Source organism: Candidatus Kuenenia stuttgartiensis (assembly GCF_900232105.1).
GTDB lineage: Bacteria > Planctomycetota > Brocadiia > Brocadiales > Brocadiaceae > Kuenenia > Kuenenia stuttgartiensis_A.
Window position 1 is genome coordinate 3,351,355 of record NZ_LT934425.1, and the last position, 17,636, is coordinate 3,368,990.

A 17,636-nucleotide genomic window follows, 5' to 3' on the forward strand; every position below is an offset into this window, starting at 1 on the left:
ACGCTTTCAAATATTTTGTAACGGTGTTCCGATCTTTTTTAATATTCAAAACGTAGAGACGCACGGCCGTGCGTCTCTACTTCAGCATAGGAAACTATCCAGGAAGGTATTAATGTCTTTTCGATAGATATCCTTTCGTTTACTTGAATCCTCTATAACAATTCGTACCTTTCTGGCACCCAGTTCATAAGAGTAGGCATGTCTAAACAGATGCCTGAAGGATCGCAGGTTCTCTAATAGCGCATAGCTTTCCTGAGACATCAAAGAAGGTCTGATTCCTTCTATCGATATAGCCATGCGTTTCAATAATTCCACGTGGTATGAAGCTTTATTTGGAATATTGTTCTCGAAGGTATTTGCTACTATTTTGAAAAGATCTTCAAAAGCACAATAAAGATTGTGTAATTGATACGCGATACTTTCTATTCCTGTAGGTCTGTTTTCTTCCTGTCTTCGTTCCTCCAGTTTGGCATAGATGTTTTCTATCTCTCTTATTTGCGCATCTATATCGGCTTTCAATACTGTGAATTTTCCTTTATCCATTTCACCCCATTCTTCTTTATTTTTTCTATCAGCCTGTGTTCCTCTAGTTGTACCACATCTAGCTGGTAGGCTGGAGGCCATTAGCCTCCAACCCCCACTCGTCGCCAGATACTTTGGACAACGTGACAAAGCATCCTTTTTAAACCATACGTCTTTCTCGTAGTCAGCGACCCCGAAGTGTTGCTCTATAACAGAGAAAAGTCAAACATCATGCTTTAGCACACGCCTTAAGAAATTCTCTTTCGAATGAGAGTAACCCCATTTTAAAGAATCGGTGAACAGGGAAACGCTTGTTGTCTGTTCTCCATTTTCTTGAGAACTTGAAACATCTCAGTCTCATGCGTACCCAACAGTCTAATGAGCGATATACCTTTTGTACATTGCCCAGCCGAAAATAGTTGACATGCCCACGAATTACGGGGTTTAATGTATCAACGATGGCTTGCAGATTGACGCCCTGTGTACGTCTGGTGATGTCTCTGATGTTGTTCCTTCGGCAGGCTCAGGACAGGCTCTTGAGTTTGTTCAGTGATTTCGTGCTTATACCCTTATACTTGCCCTTGAAATCGTATCCGAGAAACCTGAAACCTCTTTTGAAGTTGGTGAGCTTGGTTTTATCCTCGCTCAGCTTCATTCCAAGTTTCCCTGCAATGATTTCTTTGACATAGCTGAGGGCGGCTGGGAGTTCATCTTTTGTTTTAGTCATGACAACGAAATCATCGGCGTATCGGACAAACTTATATCCAGCCTTTTCAAGTTCCTTGTCGATGATGTTACCGATAAGGTTTGCAAGCAAAGGGGAAATTACACCTCCTTGCGGAGTGCCTTTGTTTGTCTCATGCACGATGCCGTCCTCCATGACCCCTGCCTTGAGCATGTTCTCAATACTGTTCAAAACCCATCCATCAGCAATTTTCTCACGTAAGGAGTCCATAATAAGCTTATGGGGTATGGTGTCATAGAATGCCATTATATCGGCATCAAGGACGCTGGTATACCCTTCCTGCTTATACTGTTCAAGCCGTTTGATAGCATCGTGACAGCATCTGTCAGGGCGAAATCCAAAGCTGTTATCTGAGAATCCTTTCTCAAATATTGGCTCTATGATTTGCCTGAACGCCTGCTGTACAATCCTGTCCTTAACAATGGGAATGCCAAGAGGTCTCTTGTCATGCCTGCCTTTGGGGATGTATACCCGCAGGACAGGCGCAGGGTTGTATATGGCAGTCTTGAGTTCCTGATGGATACTCATGATATTCACATCAAGATTGGACTCAAATTGCTTAATACTTACCCTGTCAAGACCAGCTTTGCCTTTATTCTTCTTTACGTGTTTGAAAGCAGCATAAAGGTTTTTCAGACTAAACACCTTGTCTCTTAATGAATGATACTTAAGCATCTCTCGATATATTCCTTTCGATTGATTACGGATAATAGACTTGTCAATCGTGTTTCCTGGGTACGGATTCTCCCAAACATAGGCAAAAACAAGAGAGGCTCTTGTTACTGCTTACCTACGCAAAAGAGTTTCTTTTCTCATTGAACGTATTCAATCTGCCACTTTCATCAATTCCACTACGGTTATGCCCCTTTCATTTCCGATTCACACCGGAAACTATTATGAGCAATGCTGACGACTTCAAAGATAGACTTGTGAGAGAAGCTTGTCTATCACCATCTCATACAGCTCGGACTTCGGAATTTCCTTATACCTTGCTGTTAGGGAATTTTGCCCAAGGCGTAAGTCCTCCCCCGGTCATATGGATTACCCCTTTTCCCTTCGTGATGTATGTTCAAACGCATTAACCAGAGATGGTTTTACTTAATCTGTTTATCCATCTCCAACAAAGGACATTGTCAGTGCTTCGCTGAGAAATGGCAGTTGGCACGGAATAACACGCCACACTCATACACCCCAAAAGGTCGTCTGTACCTCGTAACTCCGTCATACCCCTCACGGGTATATGCTATCTTTCTACGCATACGGATTGCTCCATTGTGTGCGCATAGGCACAAACTTCTCTACGAGGATTAGGCTCGCAGAGGTGGTATTTTCAACCACTCAGGTATTCCATACTTCAAGGCACACACATCTCTGCCAATTTCTCTTGAAATGACGGACATTGCTTTAAAAAAATACTCATCCTTTAGCCCAATAAAACCAATATCAACATCAGAGTCTTTTTGAAACCTATATGGCTTCGTTATCGAACCAAAGAGATAGGCTTCTTTAATAGGTATTTCATGGCTCAGCATATCAAATGTTTTAAATAGTTTTTCTATCAACCGAAGTCGTAACTCTTCCCGTTCTTTTTTTTCTTGCTCAAGTATTCTATCAAGTAAAAATGTCGAAAATCTTTTACCCATTTTCTATCTGTTTTGTTAAATAATTGTCTCAATATACCGTTTAAACTTTTCTTTAAATATAAGGCTATCAAAGCCTTCAGCATGTTTTCGAATCGAAAGCGGATCAAATATATTTTTATTATGTTCGAAAAACCTTACAGCCTCCAGGAGAGATTCTGTTGTTTGTTCTGTAAAAAATACCCCTGTTGGTGTTTCTGGCTGTTTTTGTTTCATTTCGGGTCTGGATTCAGAGTCAGGATAAATTCCACGTACGGTTTCCAGCACACCTCCCTTAGCATAGGCAATTACCGGTTTCCCGCATGCCTGTACCTCAAGAGGCACAATGCCAAAATCTTCCACTCCGGGAAAGATCAGTGCCTTGCAATTTCTGTAAAAATCTTTCAATACTTCTCCCGGTTGCCAGCCGAGGCACTTAATGTTATTCTTTGCCATGTTTTTAATGAGTTGCTCTTCCTGTCCCCCTCCGATAATTACAAGAGGTAATCCCAATTCCCTGAATGCCTCAATGGCAATATCAATTCTTTTGTAAGGGGCAAATGCGGATACGATAAGATAGTAGCCGCCTTCTTCATAGGTATCCGGTGGAGTAAATAATGAACAATCCACTGGAGGATGAATTACCTTTGCGGTTCTTCGGTAATATTTTTTAATGCGGTTTGCCACATTGTACGAGTTGGCGGTAAAATAATCCACCCGGTTTGAAGACGATACATCCCACATCCTCAGATAATGGGCAAAGATATTCATTGCCGTCCTTGTCATAAATCCCTTCTTGTTTTTCCCGAAATACGTATGGTAGTGTTCCCACACATACCTCATGGGGGTGTGGCTGTAACATACGTGAAGCGTGGAAGGGGGGGTAATTACCCCTTTTGCGACACAATGGCTGCTGGAGATTACCATGTCGTATGCATCGACAGAGAAACTCTCTATTGCAAGTGGAAACAAGGGCAAATATGTGCGGTAGTGTGTCTTTATCAGGGGTAATTTCTGTAAAAAGGAGGTGTAGATAGTCCTGTTTTCTATTAAGGGCGATACTGACCCTGGAATATGGAGCAAAGTAAATATATCTGATTGCGGGAAAAGCTCACAGAGACACTCCAGTACCTTTTCCCCCCCACGCATGCCGGTGAGCCAATCGTGAACAATAGCAATTTTTTTCATATTATTTTACGTTCGATACTATTTTAAGAGACGTTAGTTCACCGCATAAGATGCCGGGAGTGCAGAGAAAGCGTGGTTTGAACGACTGGTTTTAGGTATCTTGAGTCCGTTGGGTCGTGAGGGTTAGTCGGGTCACCCCAACAAACCCTATAATAAATTAGGCCTTCGGCAACTTTTTCGATGATGTAGGGCGAAGTGCCACTTCGCCAGTGACGAAGCAATCGCTTCGTCCTACAACTTTAAAATTCCTATACACCCAGGCAAACTCGACCAAAGCTGGGGTCTCTGTAATTTAAAACGTTTGTTATTATATTGAAACTATCTTCATGTTTTCAATGTAATAATGACGGTTTATAGGTTGACATCTGTCATTTTACGAGATAGTATGCTGAAAATTGAAGAGGAAAGATAAAAATATATCCCCCTTTCCGGAAAGATTTCAACAAAATCCTTATTTTAAGCGGGTTTCCACAAATTCAAAATAATATGTAGTCGCAGAATAAATGGCCTATTTATTAATACAAATCCTTTATAACCCTATAAATACTGACTTGACAAAATATTTTATTAATGATAGTGTAGTCAAAGAATATTGGGACTACATTATGCACCTTACTTATAGCGATTCTAAATACAAAGGGAAAACCTATAAATCTTACTCTATTGCCGAATCCTACAGGGATGGCAAAAAGGTCAGAAAAAGAATACTTTGGCCCATCGGGAAACTTTCCGATATTCAAGCCGAGCAAATCAAACTGATATGTAAAACAGTTGAAAACACAGATCAATTGCAGACTCAGCTCAAAGACGTTGCAGTCCTGGAAAGCAGGGCATATCTCGATATAGCCGTTGTTAATGAGTTGTGGAACCAGTGGCAGCTTGATCAGGCTTTTGACTACGATGTCACTGCAGGCGCCCTTCCTACCAATATGATTGCAAAGATACTGACTATTAACAGGTGCACCGATCCGTGTTCTCATTATTCCATTCCTCATTGGGCGAAAAAGAGCGCGCTGGAGGACATTCTTAAAATTGATCTTTCAGGCCTAAATGACGATAAAATCTATTATGAATTAGATAAAATACACAAAAACAAAATATCTATAGAGAACCACCTTTTTAACCAAACCTTCTGGAAACGTCCGGAATCCTATAAATTTATCAACTACGACCTAACTACTTCCTACTTTGTGGGATATAACTGTGATCTATCGGCATTTGGCAAGGGCAAAATAGAGTGTCATGGCAGGCGGCAGGTCTTACTGGGTGTTCTTATCAACTCTGAGGGATATCCTTTCAAATGGGATGTATTCCCCGGGAACACCGCTGAGGTAAAAACCCTCAAACAGAATATCAATGCCTGTAAAACCAGATTCAAATTGACTGATAAAAACGTCACCCTTGTATTTGACAGAGGCATAATCTCTGAGGACAATGCCAATTTGATAGAAGAAGCCAAACTCAAATACATCTCGGCATTGGATAGAAATCAGATACCCTCTTGCGGTGTCAGTTTAAAGTCTCTTAATGGGTTATCCATAGAAGATAAGGACGCCTCCGATATACCTATCCCGCAAGGGTTTTTAAACTATGATGATGAATTATACTACCATGACAATGGCGTCATAGGAAACAAGCGTTTTATTACCGGTTTTAATCCCACTTTATTTATAGAAGACCGCAATAATAGAGACGAGAAAATAACCTTTTTTAAGGATTATCTCAAAGAAGAGAATAAAAACCTTAAAAATGCCCAAAGAGACCGGCAATATGACGCAACAAAGAGCCGCATTGTAGATGAGCTGAAAAGGTTAAAGATTCATAAATATTTCGAAGACCCTGTTCTGACGTCCATCACCGTTACCCATAGACTGAAAAACGGGCAGGTCAAATCCGTCAAAAGTTTCAAAATAGAAATCAAGCTGTTAACTGATGTTATAGCCGCAGATAGATTGTTGGATGGCGTATGTGTTTTTATCACTAACCATACAGAACGGGAAGATGGAGGTGCGTTTAAAGCAAAACCCCAATCTATAGTTAGAGCCTATCGGGACAAGACAAAAATAGAAGATGTCTTTAAAAATGTAAAATCGTTCTTAAAAATCAGGCCCTTCTTTGTCAATACCGAGGCACATGTTAAAGCCGTCTATACTATCTGCATCCTGGCATATTTTATAAACCGTTATCTATCAAACCAACGAAAGGCAATAGGAGAAAAAGATTTTTTAAACTCAAAGGAACTCTATGCGCCGTTCAAAGATATAGATATCGCCACTCTTGAGGCTAAAAATACCGGTGAAACCTTAAAGAAAGCCGTGAAACTTCCCGCCGTCACACAAATGCTATTGGAAAAACTTGGAATGTCCAATGTTGTTTTCGGCCAGTAATTAAAAGACTTCCAAAAGACATGTAGTCGCAGAATCAATGTTTATAAGTGTTTGCCAAATTTGACTTTAGTAATTTCTTTCCGGAACATGGGATATATGGGGAAAGACAATTATAGCCATAGGGAAGTGGCCGATTATTTTGGGCGGCATTATTCTATAGTCAAATAAATCAGATTTTCGAAATTTGCTCGCCAATAATTTGAAAATTTTCAGTTAAAAGAGTAGACAATTCATCTGTATACTCGTTAATATTTTTGAAAAAACTTAAACATTTGTTTTTAAACTTCTCATAAGTATCATAATACTTGTTATACAATATTTTTTTGCGAAAGAATTTCCATAATCTTTCAATGAGATTTAAATTGGGTGAATAGGAAGGGAGAAATTTGATCTTTATTCTCGAATTTGCAAGGTATTCTTTGACCAACTTAGACCTGTAATATTTAGCATTATCAGAGATTATGTAAATAGTACCGGCTTGAGCATACCTTGACTCTATTTCATGGAAAAGCTTTATTGTTGATTGAGCATTGATGCTTTCATCTTCCCGGATTGTTACTTCAAAGGTTTCTATGTCAATAGCACCGTTTAAATTTATTCTTTTCCTGCCGGTATTAGAGGGTATTTCCTTCTTTTTGCCTTTCTCTATCCAGCAATATGCAGACGTAGAATTGTGCTGTGGATGAACTCCATCCATAAAAAGTATCTTATCTCCGGGGGCTTTCTCTTCTTTGAGTTGTTTGTATTTTTCGACAAATTCTTTTTGTTTTTCAGGGTTTGCCTTGCATGGAACTATTGTAGTTTTCTTGTAAGTAAAGCCTAATCTATCGAGGGTATGTACCATTCCTTCGGGTGTATAGATTTTATTGAATGTCTGTTTTACATATTCAACAATTTCTTTTGCCGCGCTATAGTTGTTTTTCCTGATATGATCTTTTAATTGTTCTTCTTGTTCGCAGGTGAGTTTTGGCACACAGCCAATATAATTGTCAGATAAAAGCCCGTCAAAACCTTTATCTTTGTATAGTTTTTCGTAATTCCTGATTGTTTGATCGTCTAACAAGAGCGCCTCTGCTACTTCTTCATAACTCCATCCTGAATCAAGAAGAAGTATAGCTTTGATTCGGTCGGCATGACGTCTATGAGGCTCTTTCTTATGTGCTTTTTTAAATTCTATTCGGGTTTTTTCACTGAGAAATGGATTCATGCAGAATTTAATACTCTAGAAACAATTCAAATGCAAGAAAAAAACAGATTTTTATAAAAATAAATGCTTTTTACTATATCATAAGTAGATCGTTAAAAAGGAATCAACTTCAATAGCAAGAATAAAGACCCGACCCTAGGACTTAGTCTGTTCTATTTAAAGGTTATTTTGCGTTGCCTAGCATCAAAAAAGCCAAACCTTTTGTGGCAAAACAATGTACAAAATAATACCGGAAGTAATTATTTACTTTATGTTTGAATATTTGGGTATTCGATACCTCTGGCGAAAGATTCGGCCACTTAATGAAAAAGAAGATGAACAACCCCCTTCCGTTTTTTTTTATTTTGGTAATAGGGATTTATTTTGCTATGTATGGTATTGCTTCTCAAAGGTACGAAAATAGAAGAGATACCCTAGAAAATAAAGTTAACATTGTCATTGCACAGCTTGATACCCCTTATGCGAAAAAAATAATGACGCGAATACCGTTGCTTCAAAAAAAACACTGTCCTGCAAAGCCAGAAGTTGTGAACCCGTTATCAATAATTCATTCTCTTTTTGGTAAAGAAGAATCAAACTATGAAATAACAGATAAGGATAAACATTTGACGGCGCACTTTTATCACGTTACATTAAGAGGCAACGCAAATGAACCCATATTTATTACCGATACAAATCGTGTCCTGTTTATTGTTAAAAAAGAATCAGCTTTAATAGCAAGAGTAAAGACCTAACATTGGGACTTGCTTTTATATAAAGCACACAATAATGATTTTTGAAATTATAGGAAGGATTCGTGACGTTGAGACCTTTGCAATAGGAACCTCAATCCGCGAGATTAAGCGGTTGCAGAAACGTTTCGGTGCTGGTCGTTGGAGAAAGCGTAAAGGATTTGCAACAGTGCGTCTTTCTGATGGCACAATACATGAAGTTGAATTACATTGGTACGAGGCGCATGGTATAGGCAAAAAAGAAATTAAAATAAAACATTTCTTGGATTAAAAATTATGAAACACCACAAGGTCGAACCAATATTTGCTGTTTGCATTAACAACAAAGACTATGAAGTATCGCTGGAATTGAGAAAAATTTACAAAGTTCTCCATGACGCTAAAGCGGCCGAACATCACTATATAAGAGTCATAGATGAATCAGGAGATGACTACCTATATCCTGAAGATTATTTTATTCCGATTGAGTTGCCCAAGGCTGTAGAAAAAGCGCTGCTGCTGGTATCTTAATCGTATCTGAAATATCACCCGGCAAGGAGGGGTTAGAGTGACCAATCTTTATCGTTGGCGAACGATGTCATTTTGAAACTGTTCCATGACCCCGTTTTGAGGAGAAAATCTATGGAAAAGAAGAGATTACAGTCGGTTCACCCCGGAGAGGTTCTTTTGGAGGAATTTCTCAAACCTATGGGCTTGAGTCAAAACAGAGTTGCACTTAATATCGGTGTTCCTCCCCGGAGAATCAACGAGATTGTACTTCAAAAAAGACGGATAACCGCGGATACTGCTCTCAGACTGGCTCGTTTTTTTGGTACTTCCCCTGAGTTTTGGCTTGGATTACAGGCACAGTACGATTTGGATGTTACTTCTGACGAACTTGGCGAACGCCTCGAACGCGAAGTAAAAGAGTATACAAAGATTGTATAAATTAATATCATGCGAAGAGCATTTCTCCTTGAATTATTATGATAAAAGTCTTTCTATTTCATCATCGGTAAAACCAAATTGTCGGAAAATACGAAGCACATACGGGGGAGAAAGTTCCCCTGCTCCCATATCAATAGGAACAACCCTTTTCTTGCCTTGACAATAGCGAACATATATTCGATGATCTCCTTTGCCCTCCCTGTGAAACATACAGCCTCCACGTTTTAATAGGCGAATTAATTCTTTTGGCTTGAGAGAAGGAACATTTTTAGGCATGTACAGCCCTTAATTCGTATGTTTCTGTGGTTGGTTCTACCCCTTCAACAGTTAAAAATTCGTGGAGTTCTTTAACAGATAATGGTGAAGTATAGATGTCGTTCTCTGTTTTGTGTACGGCATCAAAAGAATCAATGGCCTCTTTAAGTTTTTCAATCGCCTCTTCTTTTGTAATCCCCTGCCCTACAATACCATTTTCCAAACATAAAGCTACCCAATAGTTTCTACTCTTTCGTAACACCATTGTATAAAATTCCATTCCTTTATTCTCCTTAAGTAAGCATAGACGAATATAGCGCTACATGCTGAAGTCCGATATTATCCCAGGAAAAACACTTTCCCAACTCCATGGCGTTATCTGAGATTTTATTTCTCAGGACGGGGTCATGGAACAGTTTTAAAATGACATCGGACATGGCCTGATAATCGCCGATTGGCGTTAAAATTACATTTTCCCAATTTTTTAATACCTCCGGGACATTTTCACCTATAGTGGTTACTACGGGGAGACCATGCCGAAGCGCAGTGAGAAATGTTCCCCGCCGCAAAGAGACTCCATCCTTAAATGGCAGAACGCAGGCCGTTGCATTCGTAAAATAAACAGATACCTGTTCAGGGGTACAATAGCCGGTAACCGTTATTGCATGTTCAATGCCTAACTCTTTCATAACATGATGATCATCATCCGAAAGATAGGTTATCATTACCAATTTACATTTAACCCCATGTATGAGCAATTGTTTAAATGCATGGAATAAAGTAATAACGTCTTTTGACTTTGTGGCAAAACCAAAATAAACGATGTACGGTATTTCTGCTATGCGCCTGCTTGAAACAATGTTAGGAACCGGCTCAATGTTGGCGCCAATCGGGATGACCGTATATCGTCCTTTAAGCCAGGGAAACCACTTTAAAACGGCTGATGCTTCACGCTTGTCAGGGAATATAATCTTATTTGAAAGGAGCAAGAAAAAGATCATTCCAATCTTGCGAAACTTATGTGCAATGCTAAATTCATGGATTGTAGCTATTCTACATAATTTGGGAAAGATCGCCCAACAAATAAGGGGAAGAAAATTGGGCAACAGAAACCGCCGATATTCCCGCGTAGGATACTGGATATGGATGATGTCCGGTTTCATTGCCTTCAGGAATCGAACAAATCGAAATGTATTATACAATTGCCAGGATTTAACGACTTTGCATACAGTTATTGAAGGCTGAGGGGGCTTGATTTCAGGCAGATCAGTTGTCAGTACAGAAACGTGTATCCCTTGTCTGGCTAACTCCTGCGACAATCTTGCGGTATAATCGCCTACACCGCATGGCGCATCAGGAAAGCTTCCGGTGATCATAGCCACTTTGTAAGCCTTGGATTTTGTAGCAGATGTATGAGAATTATTTACCACTAAAGACATAGCTATTCCTGTAAATCTGTTTATAACTTAAAAACATAATTTTAATACCTTTCCGTAGCCGGATAGTTTTTCCGCTGCCGTTTTTGCATTTGCAGGGTACAGTGTCAGCCAAAGAATAATGCGAAGCAGTGATCTTGAGAATAGTATCATCTTCAGAAAAATCAACTGGTGTGGCATGTGTTTTCTGAAATAATAAAAGAGGCTTTTGTGATAGTGGATGATTTTTTCTGCATTATAAAGTTCAGGGCTGCTTGCCCCGCCAAAGTGTATGAGTCTGGCCCCGGGCAGAAGGTATATCTCATACCCGGCATTTCTCAGCCGTAGGCACAGGTCTGTTTCTTCAAAAAAGAGGAAATAATTGCTGTCAAAATTTCCCGCTCTATCGAGTGCTTCTCTGCGTACAAAGAGGCACGACCCCATAGTCCAGTCAACCTTCAATACTTTTGAACGGTCGATATGGCTCATCTTATGCAACCCAAAAAAACGGCTGTTTGGGAAGAGACGATCAAGGAAAAATGATTCACTCAGAATATTTTTAAGATTGGGAAAGGTATTGCCGCTCAACTGGAGTGTTCCGTCAGGATTAAGTAGCGTGGGGCCAATTGCACCTGCTTCCTGATGTTTTTCCATGAATGCCAACAGGCTTTTCGTCATGCCTGGAATCACTTCTGTATCGGGGTTTAAAAAGAGGACATACTCAGAGCATGATTTTTGCAGCGCCGTGTTGCACGCCTGCGCAAAACCATTATTGGTTTTGTTTTCGATAAGAATTATCTCCGGAAATTGTGTTTTGATATACGATACGGTTTGGTCGGAGGATGCATTGTCCACGATGATGATTGAATGAGAAAAAGCGCTGAGATCGCTTTTAAGGCTTTTCAGGCAATTAGCTATCCATGAATACGCATTCCACGTTACGATAATAACAGAGATTTTACCTGTATGCTGTTGTTCAGGAGTAATATCTTTTTCCATAGAGATTGTTGACCAATAAGGGGCGAGGTGTGACGGATTATTTTTCAGTGATAGTATCATAGCCTAGTTTTTTCATGATATCTTCTTCCTTTATGTGCCGGTAAATTTCCAGTAGGGCGCTGTCCTTTATAAAGGTAAATTTATTCCCGGATAACACGTTTTTTGAAACGGCATTTATTAATGGAGCATCAGCGGTCAGGCCGATAAAGCGTACAATTTTGCCAAGGGTGTCCGCCGGATTGTCCAGAAATGTTTCATATCGTACATGGAGTATGTTTCCATTCCATTCCTCTTCTAAGGAAAGCGCTTTTTGTACATAAACCCTCCACAATTGAATCCCTTCATAAATATTCTGAAGCCTTACGGAGTCCTGGTAGAAAGCCTTTCCTAATACCAAACGTTCTTTAAAAAAACACTTCCAGTTATGCTTAAAATTATTTTGAATCTCAATTTCTCTTTTTCTTGCGCTGTTTGCAACGTCAAGGGGATTTCTGTAAATATGCAATAGCTTTGGATGGGGGAAGATATCTTTCCAGATATCAATGGTAAAGGTGTTTCTTGGGTCTTTCCATCCCCATGGAAAATCAATATGCCGGATGTCGCCATAGCGCAAAAATTTTCCAAAACCTAAATATTCAAACCTTCGCATACCCTTCAGGTGCTGCTTTAGCACGTGAAGAACCCTCTCCTTAAAGACGGCATTTATAAAGGTGAAATTATGCGGATTATCCCATGTGGCATTTGCCTGGCGCAGCAGCCAGTCGTTTAATTTGAAAAAGAACAAAGATTCATCATTTTCCTGTTTTTTTGCGCCGATAAATAGTCCCAGTTGTTCCAGCAGTGAAGCAAGCATTGTGGTGCCGGAACGGTGCATACCCATGATTATTACTGGTTGAAGAGCGGTTTTATTCATTATTTTAATTTCAATACTTTTTCAAACACCAACAAATGTTCTTTTGCGCTTTTTTGCCATGAAAAATGTTGCGCGTGGTCCAAGCCCTTTTTTCTTAATGCATCTTGTAAGGAAACATCTTCTCTCAAACGCTGCATTGCGTGAGTAATATCATGTTCTGAACGCGGATTTACGAGAAGGGCGGCGTCGTTTGCTATTTCGGCGCATGCAGTGGCGTTTGATGTTATTACCGGACAGCCGCATGCCATTGCCTCTAAAACAGGCATGCCGAATGTTTCATGCAGAGAAGGGAATATAAATCCAATTGACCCTCTGTACCATTTTGCCAATTCATGGGGAGAGCACTTTTCCTGAATATGCCTTATTCCTTTAACGCGGATGGTTTTTGTGTATCCGGGCGCTATCATGATAAGTTCCGGCTTTCTGTTATTTGAAAGATTTTCATATGCACGGATAATCCTGTCAACATTTTTTTTTGGACTATATTGTGAGACATGGAGAAAATAGGGTTCTGATACCTTTGCAATGTCGCCATTCTGGTGAAACGTCTCATGATCGACGCCATGGTAGATAGGGTGTATCTTTCCGCGAGGAAGCGCAAAGACATGCGACACTTCCCGTACGGCAAATTCTGAAACGGTAATGATTGCGGAGGTCTTTTCCCGAAACCATTTCCACGCGGATAATGTTATACGGTTTTTCAATTTGCATCTTATTACCTGCAAAAAAGAGGTGTTAATTTCATTCCATTTCATGGTAAACAGCGCCGCCCCGTGAACGGTTGCAACAATTGTTGTGCGCGAGTTTTTATATATATCAGGCGGAGTATGGTTTCCCGCCAGGCCAGGTTCCCAGATGATATCGCAATTTTCAGGGGCAGGGCCGGATTCCGTAAAGGGAGTGATCTCTACGCCAAGGATTGATAACTCCCTCCTGATACTTTCGCGGTATGTTTCCAGACTAAAAGGGATTTTATGGCGGGTAAGGACGGATATTTTCATTTAATTCGCAAATGATTAATGTGCACACCAATAGTTTAAATCTCTTCCCAGCATATCGCTCAACTGTTTGATTTCAGGTTTAAATTCATCCTGCAATCTCTTTCGTAATTCCGGTCTCATGGGAATACGGGATTCGTACCGGATATTGAAATTCCACATGCCCTTTCTCATTCTGCTGCGAATTGCGTGGGGTATTAATCTTCTTGACATATTCAGTAAAAAGGGAGGGGGGTTTTGCAGTAAATTTCTTAAAAAAACGCTTTTTGCGCGTTTGTTTGGGTTAATCAATTTTGTATCATTGCTGATATCTTCATTCACCCCCAAAAAGCGGAAGGTATCCTGTAAGGATGTTTGGGGATTATTCTTTATATCGTCAAAAATAATGAATTGAATGGCTTTCTTATCAAATATTTCAAAATATCGTTTTATCTGTTGCGTGTATTTTGCCGTTTCACGATATAAAAGACCTTCCACAGGATAAGCGTTTTTCGGTAAGAATAACCCTTTTTTCCTCAAATCCTCTTTTCTAAGGGCATCTTCAAAATCAATAATATCCTCGCATCCATTATACAGGTATTGACTGTGTAAGGAGTATATCATATCGACGGGATTTCTAAGCATAATGATAATTTGCGCCGAAGGGTAAAAAGCCTTTATCTCACGCGCCGCCTGTTTTGAATAAAGATACCATACGGACGCCTCTCCTATTCTCCTTTCATTTTCCGCGTTTTGAAAAAAAGACAGATAGGTTGTTGTGTCTCTGACAAAATCAGGATGATATATATCCGTCCCGAAATGATGCAATTCCTTTCTCTCCGGCATGAAGATTTCAGGGTGGTTTTTAAGGTGGCTATATAAAAATGTCGTCCCGCATTTTGGTGCGCCCACGATAAAAAAATCAGGTTGTTTCATAATGAATAAAGGCTTTTAAAAATCATCATCGTCCAGGTCGTCATCAAGGTCGAAGTCATCGGCTCCTTTTTCAGTGGTTCTGTTATATTCCGGCATTTGTATTTCTTTGATGGCGTCCTGATTCCTTCTAAACCATTCTATTGACCCCAAACCTATAATTTCGCCATGCCCCATTGCCGCTATAACCTCTTCCCCGTAATTGCCTGCAGCGACATAGTCTTCAAAGAAGACGATTGTTGTTATTTTATCGGAACAGTGGTTAAGCATATAATTTCCTGCGCTATCCGGCAAGGTTCTTAACCCCTTTTCCGCAATCATTATCCACTGACAATTTGATTGCAGCGCATTAAGTAATGCCAGCGAAAATTTCAGGCACGGGTCTATCCTTCTCCAAATATCAGGCGATAAAGATGTATCCAAGTTGTCAGGCATCTGTGCGTTGTATTTATCCCACAGGCCCATTTTTGTTAAATCTTTTTGTAAATTATCGGTGGTGTATTTTTCTGAGAAACCCAGGGATTCCCGTAAAGAACGGTTCGGGAGAAATTCATAATCCGCAGTTACAAACCACATGGATTCAAGGGCGGTTTTTGTCTTCTCCACAGAATGCCCGAGTATGCAATCGGTCAAAAATCCCAATGTATAACGATTTAATGTAACTGTGCTCAGGAGTCCCATACGGCTTCCTGCCTTTAGCTCCCCGTATTCAAGAGAACCTTCTATTGCAGGATGAGTAGTTGTTGGGACAATGATATAGCTTGCCGGTGGAACTGCCCCTGTCTTTGGGGTAATGACTGTAGCGCAGAGAAACTGGAAATATCTTCTGATTTGCGGATAAAGGCGGTTGATACCGGTTGCCTTTCTGTTTACCTGCCGCATATTTGTCAACATAAAGCGCAGCGCTATTAAATAGACAATTAATTCGCCCCACCCTTTGCCTTCAGAAATAATAGATCTGCCCATGATGAGCAATATTAAAAAAATCGCCAGTGCGAAGACAATGTTGCTGATTAACTGGCTATACTCCAGGGATCTCAACCTTCCCTCATAGGCATCGTGAAATTTCTTTATTGCCCCGGAGGAAAAAAGGGTTTTCCCCAGCCATTGTTCGTTTTCATGCGCTGAGACGTGCAATGTCTTTTGCCGCTGAATAATTTTTAAATATTCCCTGCTTGTTCCTTTTGCGAATTTTTCCAGTGATGACGAATTTCTCGCCGCATAAACACTTACTTTATAAAGAAATATGGCAGAAATGCCCATAAGGGTAAAGTTTAAAAGTGTTAAAAGCGTGTTGATGTATAATAATGTAGCAATGGCGACCATGAAAGTGACCAAAGGTATGATCGTATCAAGTATCATCCATAATGCCCTGCTGCAGAACCTTGAATCCCTTCTTGCCAGCCGCACGATAATTTTGTCGTTGCTGAAATCCTGCTCAAGGGATGTTCCGATTTTAAAGCCTGAGCCGAAGTGCAGAAATATTCTCTTTGTACAAAATTCTTCGTATTTTCTCCTTAGTTTTAAGCCATTAGAGTTTGAAAAATAAATAGCCCATGCGGCGATCAACAGCGAGAACAGGATTGATAATCCGCATAAAATAAGAAATACATTAGATGTTCGTGCATTGAATTCATAGTGGAGGAGTTTTATGGTGCTGCCGCTTTGCATAGCCTTGGCGTAATAAATTGCAAGGCCAATAGTCCATACCTGAAATGATACCCCGATAAAATTGGTAAAAAGGATGAGGAATGATTCTTTCCTGAACCGCCAGATAGAATCTCCTATTAGCCATTTAAGCACCAAACGGTACTGATCGAAGGTTTTCATAAAACCGTCGTATCGTGTCTTTAAAAAGCAGTAGATGTTCATAGTGTAATTGAATTAAGGAATGCAGAGAAAATGGTGAAAGGGGGAGGGCGTTTTATTTTTTATATCCCCAGAAATCGCAGTAGTGCGGCATTAAGTCGATAATTTTGGTTGCCTCGGCAACTAACCTTTTATCCGGCTCCTGCTGCCAGCGATGTACCCTTTTGTCAGTGATGATGTTGCCATGCAGTTCATATTCATCCTTCCGTTTAACGTTTGCCGCATTAAAACTCCCGATGTCTCCGGTATCTGGGATTTCACTTTCCAGGAAGGTCTTTATTTTTTGATATATTTCTGTATTTGTACATAATTCTTCATATTTTACCTTTATGCAGTTTGCCTGTTCAGCCATTTCCAATTGTCTGTTAAACTCATTGTTAAGGTGTGTCGATAATGTTTCCGGCGTTAATTCTTTTTTCCAGCTTCCCTTCCCCTGTTTTTTCCGGTAATAAAGGGAAACATATATATCCCGTGGGTCTCTTGCCGTCAGGATAAACCGTATATCTTCAAATACCCGATAATAATTTTGCCAGCCGCGGTGATGGATTTCTTTTACTCCCAACTGATGGATGTGAGGGGCAAGGTTTGGCATTATTTGGCTTTTCAAGGCATTGATAAGGGAATTATCTTCTTCATCCATATATTTTTGTTTAAATGCCTTGAGATCAATCCCCAATTGTAAAAACAATGTATAATCATTTTCCTGTATGCGGAATTTGTTTTTCCCCAAATTCGGTTCCCGAAGAATAAAAGAATAAGGCAGCATGGTTAATGCCTCGCTGAGTACAGTGCCGCCTGTTCTTCTTAGTGAGGCGATGTAAATAAAGGGTTTTTTTTGCATAAAATTATATCTTTCTGGGTAACAGTTTACCCACCCCTAAATCCCCTCCCAGGAGGGGACTTCTTGTATTCCACTCCTGGGAGGGGATTTAGGGGTGGGTTTTTTTCA

20 protein-coding genes are annotated in these 17,636 nt (G+C 40.0%); 5 read left to right on the forward strand and 15 right to left on the reverse strand.

The annotated features are described in order from the left end of the window. Positions 1-81: 81 nt before the first annotated feature. The 5 genes from KSMBR1_RS15655 to KSMBR1_RS15675 form a co-directional block, all read right to left on the reverse strand. On the reverse strand, positions 82-543 hold the full coding sequence (locus tag KSMBR1_RS15655; RefSeq protein WP_157820649.1) for a ribonuclease toxin HepT-like protein: 462 nt from the start codon (positions 541-543) through the stop codon (positions 82-84). A gap of 208 nt (positions 544-751) precedes the next feature. Continuing rightward, complete coding sequence (locus KSMBR1_RS23605) at positions 752-1,027, reverse strand: group II intron maturase-specific domain-containing protein (protein ID WP_099323535.1); 276 nt, start codon at positions 1,025-1,027, stop codon at positions 752-754. An 18-nt stretch (positions 1,028-1,045) separates the two neighbouring features. Continuing rightward, a complete protein-coding gene (gene ltrA / locus KSMBR1_RS15665; RefSeq protein WP_099326153.1) occupies positions 1,046-1,942 on the reverse strand; it encodes a group II intron reverse transcriptase/maturase in 897 nt (298 codons plus the stop codon). A 632-nt stretch (positions 1,943-2,574) separates the two neighbouring features. After that, entirely contained in the window at positions 2,575-2,910 is a 336-nt protein-coding gene (locus KSMBR1_RS15670; protein WP_099326154.1) for a hypothetical protein, read from the reverse strand. Positions 2,911-2,925: 15 nt separating this feature from the next. Next, positions 2,926-4,074 (reverse strand): glycosyltransferase, encoded by a 1,149-nt coding sequence (locus tag KSMBR1_RS15675; RefSeq protein ID WP_197705221.1) that lies wholly within the window; start codon positions 4,072-4,074, stop codon positions 2,926-2,928. A gap of 503 nt (positions 4,075-4,577) precedes the next feature. On the opposite strand from KSMBR1_RS15675, the gene KSMBR1_RS15680 reads away from it, so the two are divergent. Beyond that, positions 4,578-6,461, forward strand: coding sequence for an IS1634 family transposase (locus tag KSMBR1_RS15680; RefSeq protein ID WP_099324133.1), 1,884 nt, complete (start codon positions 4,578-4,580; stop codon positions 6,459-6,461). Between the two features lie 169 nt (positions 6,462-6,630). Here KSMBR1_RS15680 and KSMBR1_RS15685 read toward each other — a convergent pair whose 3' ends face one another. After that, complete coding sequence (locus tag KSMBR1_RS15685) at positions 6,631-7,668, reverse strand: IS630 family transposase (protein ID WP_099326155.1); 1,038 nt, start codon at positions 7,666-7,668, stop codon at positions 6,631-6,633. Between the two features lie 302 nt (positions 7,669-7,970). Between KSMBR1_RS15685 and KSMBR1_RS15690 the strand changes: the two genes are divergently transcribed. The 4 genes from KSMBR1_RS15690 to KSMBR1_RS15705 all read left to right on the forward strand — a co-directional run bounded on the left by KSMBR1_RS15690 (position 7,971) and on the right by KSMBR1_RS15705 (position 9,326). Then, the gene (locus KSMBR1_RS15690) at positions 7,971-8,402 is read left to right on the forward strand and encodes a hypothetical protein (RefSeq protein WP_099326156.1); all 432 of its coding nucleotides are present in this window, start codon (positions 7,971-7,973) and stop codon (positions 8,400-8,402) included. Positions 8,403-8,436: 34 nt separating this feature from the next. Next, positions 8,437-8,670, forward strand: a complete 234-nt coding sequence (locus KSMBR1_RS15695; protein ID WP_099326157.1) for a hypothetical protein — start codon at positions 8,437-8,439, stop codon at positions 8,668-8,670. Between the two features lie 5 nt (positions 8,671-8,675). Beyond that, positions 8,676-8,909 (forward strand): hypothetical protein, encoded by a 234-nt coding sequence (locus tag KSMBR1_RS15700; RefSeq protein ID WP_099326158.1) that lies wholly within the window; start codon positions 8,676-8,678, stop codon positions 8,907-8,909. A gap of 111 nt (positions 8,910-9,020) precedes the next feature. Beyond that, complete coding sequence (locus KSMBR1_RS15705) at positions 9,021-9,326, forward strand: HigA family addiction module antitoxin (RefSeq protein ID WP_099326159.1); 306 nt, start codon at positions 9,021-9,023, stop codon at positions 9,324-9,326. A 36-nt stretch (positions 9,327-9,362) separates the two neighbouring features. Here the strand turns inward: KSMBR1_RS15705 and KSMBR1_RS15710 are convergent, their stop codons facing one another. From KSMBR1_RS15710 to KSMBR1_RS15750, 9 genes are all read right to left on the reverse strand, one after another. After that, a complete protein-coding gene (locus KSMBR1_RS15710) occupies positions 9,363-9,602 on the reverse strand; it encodes a type II toxin-antitoxin system HicA family toxin (RefSeq protein WP_099326160.1) in 240 nt (79 codons plus the stop codon). Next, positions 9,595-9,861, reverse strand: a complete 267-nt coding sequence (locus tag KSMBR1_RS15715) for a type II toxin-antitoxin system HicB family antitoxin (protein WP_099326161.1) — start codon at positions 9,859-9,861, stop codon at positions 9,595-9,597. Before KSMBR1_RS15715 ends, KSMBR1_RS15710 begins: the two co-directional genes overlap by 8 nt. Before the next feature lie 13 nt (positions 9,862-9,874). Further along, positions 9,875-11,020: a glycosyltransferase family 4 protein gene (locus tag KSMBR1_RS15720; RefSeq protein ID WP_099326162.1), complete on the reverse strand. Its 1,146-nt coding sequence runs from the start codon at positions 11,018-11,020 to the stop codon at positions 9,875-9,877. Between the two features lie 27 nt (positions 11,021-11,047). Next, entirely contained in the window at positions 11,048-12,055 is a 1,008-nt protein-coding gene (locus KSMBR1_RS15725; protein WP_099326163.1) for a glycosyltransferase family 2 protein, read from the reverse strand. Next, complete coding sequence (locus KSMBR1_RS15730; protein ID WP_099326164.1) at positions 12,033-12,908, reverse strand: sulfotransferase family protein; 876 nt, start codon at positions 12,906-12,908, stop codon at positions 12,033-12,035. Before KSMBR1_RS15730 ends, KSMBR1_RS15725 begins: the two co-directional genes overlap by 23 nt. Then, a complete protein-coding gene (locus KSMBR1_RS15735; protein ID WP_099326165.1) occupies positions 12,908-13,909 on the reverse strand; it encodes a glycosyltransferase family 4 protein in 1,002 nt (333 codons plus the stop codon). The genes KSMBR1_RS15730 and KSMBR1_RS15735 overlap by 1 nt, the downstream gene beginning before the upstream one ends. A 15-nt stretch (positions 13,910-13,924) precedes the next feature. After that, positions 13,925-14,821, reverse strand: a complete 897-nt coding sequence (locus tag KSMBR1_RS15740) for a sulfotransferase family protein (RefSeq protein WP_099326166.1) — start codon at positions 14,819-14,821, stop codon at positions 13,925-13,927. Between the two features lie 15 nt (positions 14,822-14,836). Continuing rightward, entirely contained in the window at positions 14,837-16,648 is a 1,812-nt protein-coding gene (locus KSMBR1_RS15745; protein ID WP_099326167.1) for an ABC transporter ATP-binding protein, read from the reverse strand. Between the two features lie 94 nt (positions 16,649-16,742). Then, on the reverse strand, positions 16,743-17,528 hold the full coding sequence (locus KSMBR1_RS15750; RefSeq protein WP_099326168.1) for a sulfotransferase: 786 nt from the start codon (positions 17,526-17,528) through the stop codon (positions 16,743-16,745). Between the last annotated feature and the right edge of the window lie 108 nt (positions 17,529-17,636).

Bases quoted from the DNA above. Each gene is read 5' to 3' on its own strand.
- KSMBR1_RS15690 (WP_099326156.1), top strand. From the start codon at position 7,971: ATGAAAAAGAAGATGAACAACCCCCTTCCGTTTTTTTTTATTTTGGTA.
- KSMBR1_RS15680 (WP_099324133.1), top strand. From the start codon at position 4,578: ATGGCCTATTTATTAATACAAATCCTTTATAACCCTATAAATACTGAC.
- KSMBR1_RS15715 (WP_099326161.1), bottom strand. From the start codon at position 9,861: ATGGAATTTTATACAATGGTGTTACGAAAGAGTAGAAACTATTGGGTA.
- ltrA (WP_099326153.1), bottom strand. From the start codon at position 1,942: ATGCTTAAGTATCATTCATTAAGAGACAAGGTGTTTAGTCTGAAAAAC.
- KSMBR1_RS15735 (WP_099326165.1), bottom strand. From the start codon at position 13,909: ATGAAAATATCCGTCCTTACCCGCCATAAAATCCCTTTTAGTCTGGAA.
- KSMBR1_RS15685 (WP_099326155.1), bottom strand. From the start codon at position 7,668: ATGAATCCATTTCTCAGTGAAAAAACCCGAATAGAATTTAAAAAAGCA.
- KSMBR1_RS15695 (WP_099326157.1), top strand. From the start codon at position 8,437: ATGATTTTTGAAATTATAGGAAGGATTCGTGACGTTGAGACCTTTGCA.
- KSMBR1_RS15670 (WP_099326154.1), bottom strand. From the start codon at position 2,910: ATGGGTAAAAGATTTTCGACATTTTTACTTGATAGAATACTTGAGCAA.
- KSMBR1_RS15720 (WP_099326162.1), bottom strand. From the start codon at position 11,020: ATGTCTTTAGTGGTAAATAATTCTCATACATCTGCTACAAAATCCAAG.
- KSMBR1_RS15740 (WP_099326166.1), bottom strand. From the start codon at position 14,821: ATGAAACAACCTGATTTTTTTATCGTGGGCGCACCAAAATGCGGGACG.
- KSMBR1_RS15655 (WP_157820649.1), bottom strand. From the start codon at position 543: ATGGATAAAGGAAAATTCACAGTATTGAAAGCCGATATAGATGCGCAA.
- KSMBR1_RS15750 (WP_099326168.1), bottom strand. From the start codon at position 17,528: ATGCAAAAAAAACCCTTTATTTACATCGCCTCACTAAGAAGAACAGGC.
- KSMBR1_RS15710 (WP_099326160.1), bottom strand. From the start codon at position 9,602: ATGCCTAAAAATGTTCCTTCTCTCAAGCCAAAAGAATTAATTCGCCTA.
- KSMBR1_RS15705 (WP_099326159.1), top strand. From the start codon at position 9,021: ATGGAAAAGAAGAGATTACAGTCGGTTCACCCCGGAGAGGTTCTTTTG.
- KSMBR1_RS15725 (WP_099326163.1), bottom strand. From the start codon at position 12,055: ATGATACTATCACTGAAAAATAATCCGTCACACCTCGCCCCTTATTGG.
- KSMBR1_RS15675 (WP_197705221.1), bottom strand. From the start codon at position 4,074: ATGAAAAAAATTGCTATTGTTCACGATTGGCTCACCGGCATGCGTGGG.
- KSMBR1_RS15700 (WP_099326158.1), top strand. From the start codon at position 8,676: ATGAAACACCACAAGGTCGAACCAATATTTGCTGTTTGCATTAACAAC.
- KSMBR1_RS15745 (WP_099326167.1), bottom strand. From the start codon at position 16,648: ATGAAAACCTTCGATCAGTACCGTTTGGTGCTTAAATGGCTAATAGGA.
- KSMBR1_RS15730 (WP_099326164.1), bottom strand. From the start codon at position 12,908: ATGAATAAAACCGCTCTTCAACCAGTAATAATCATGGGTATGCACCGT.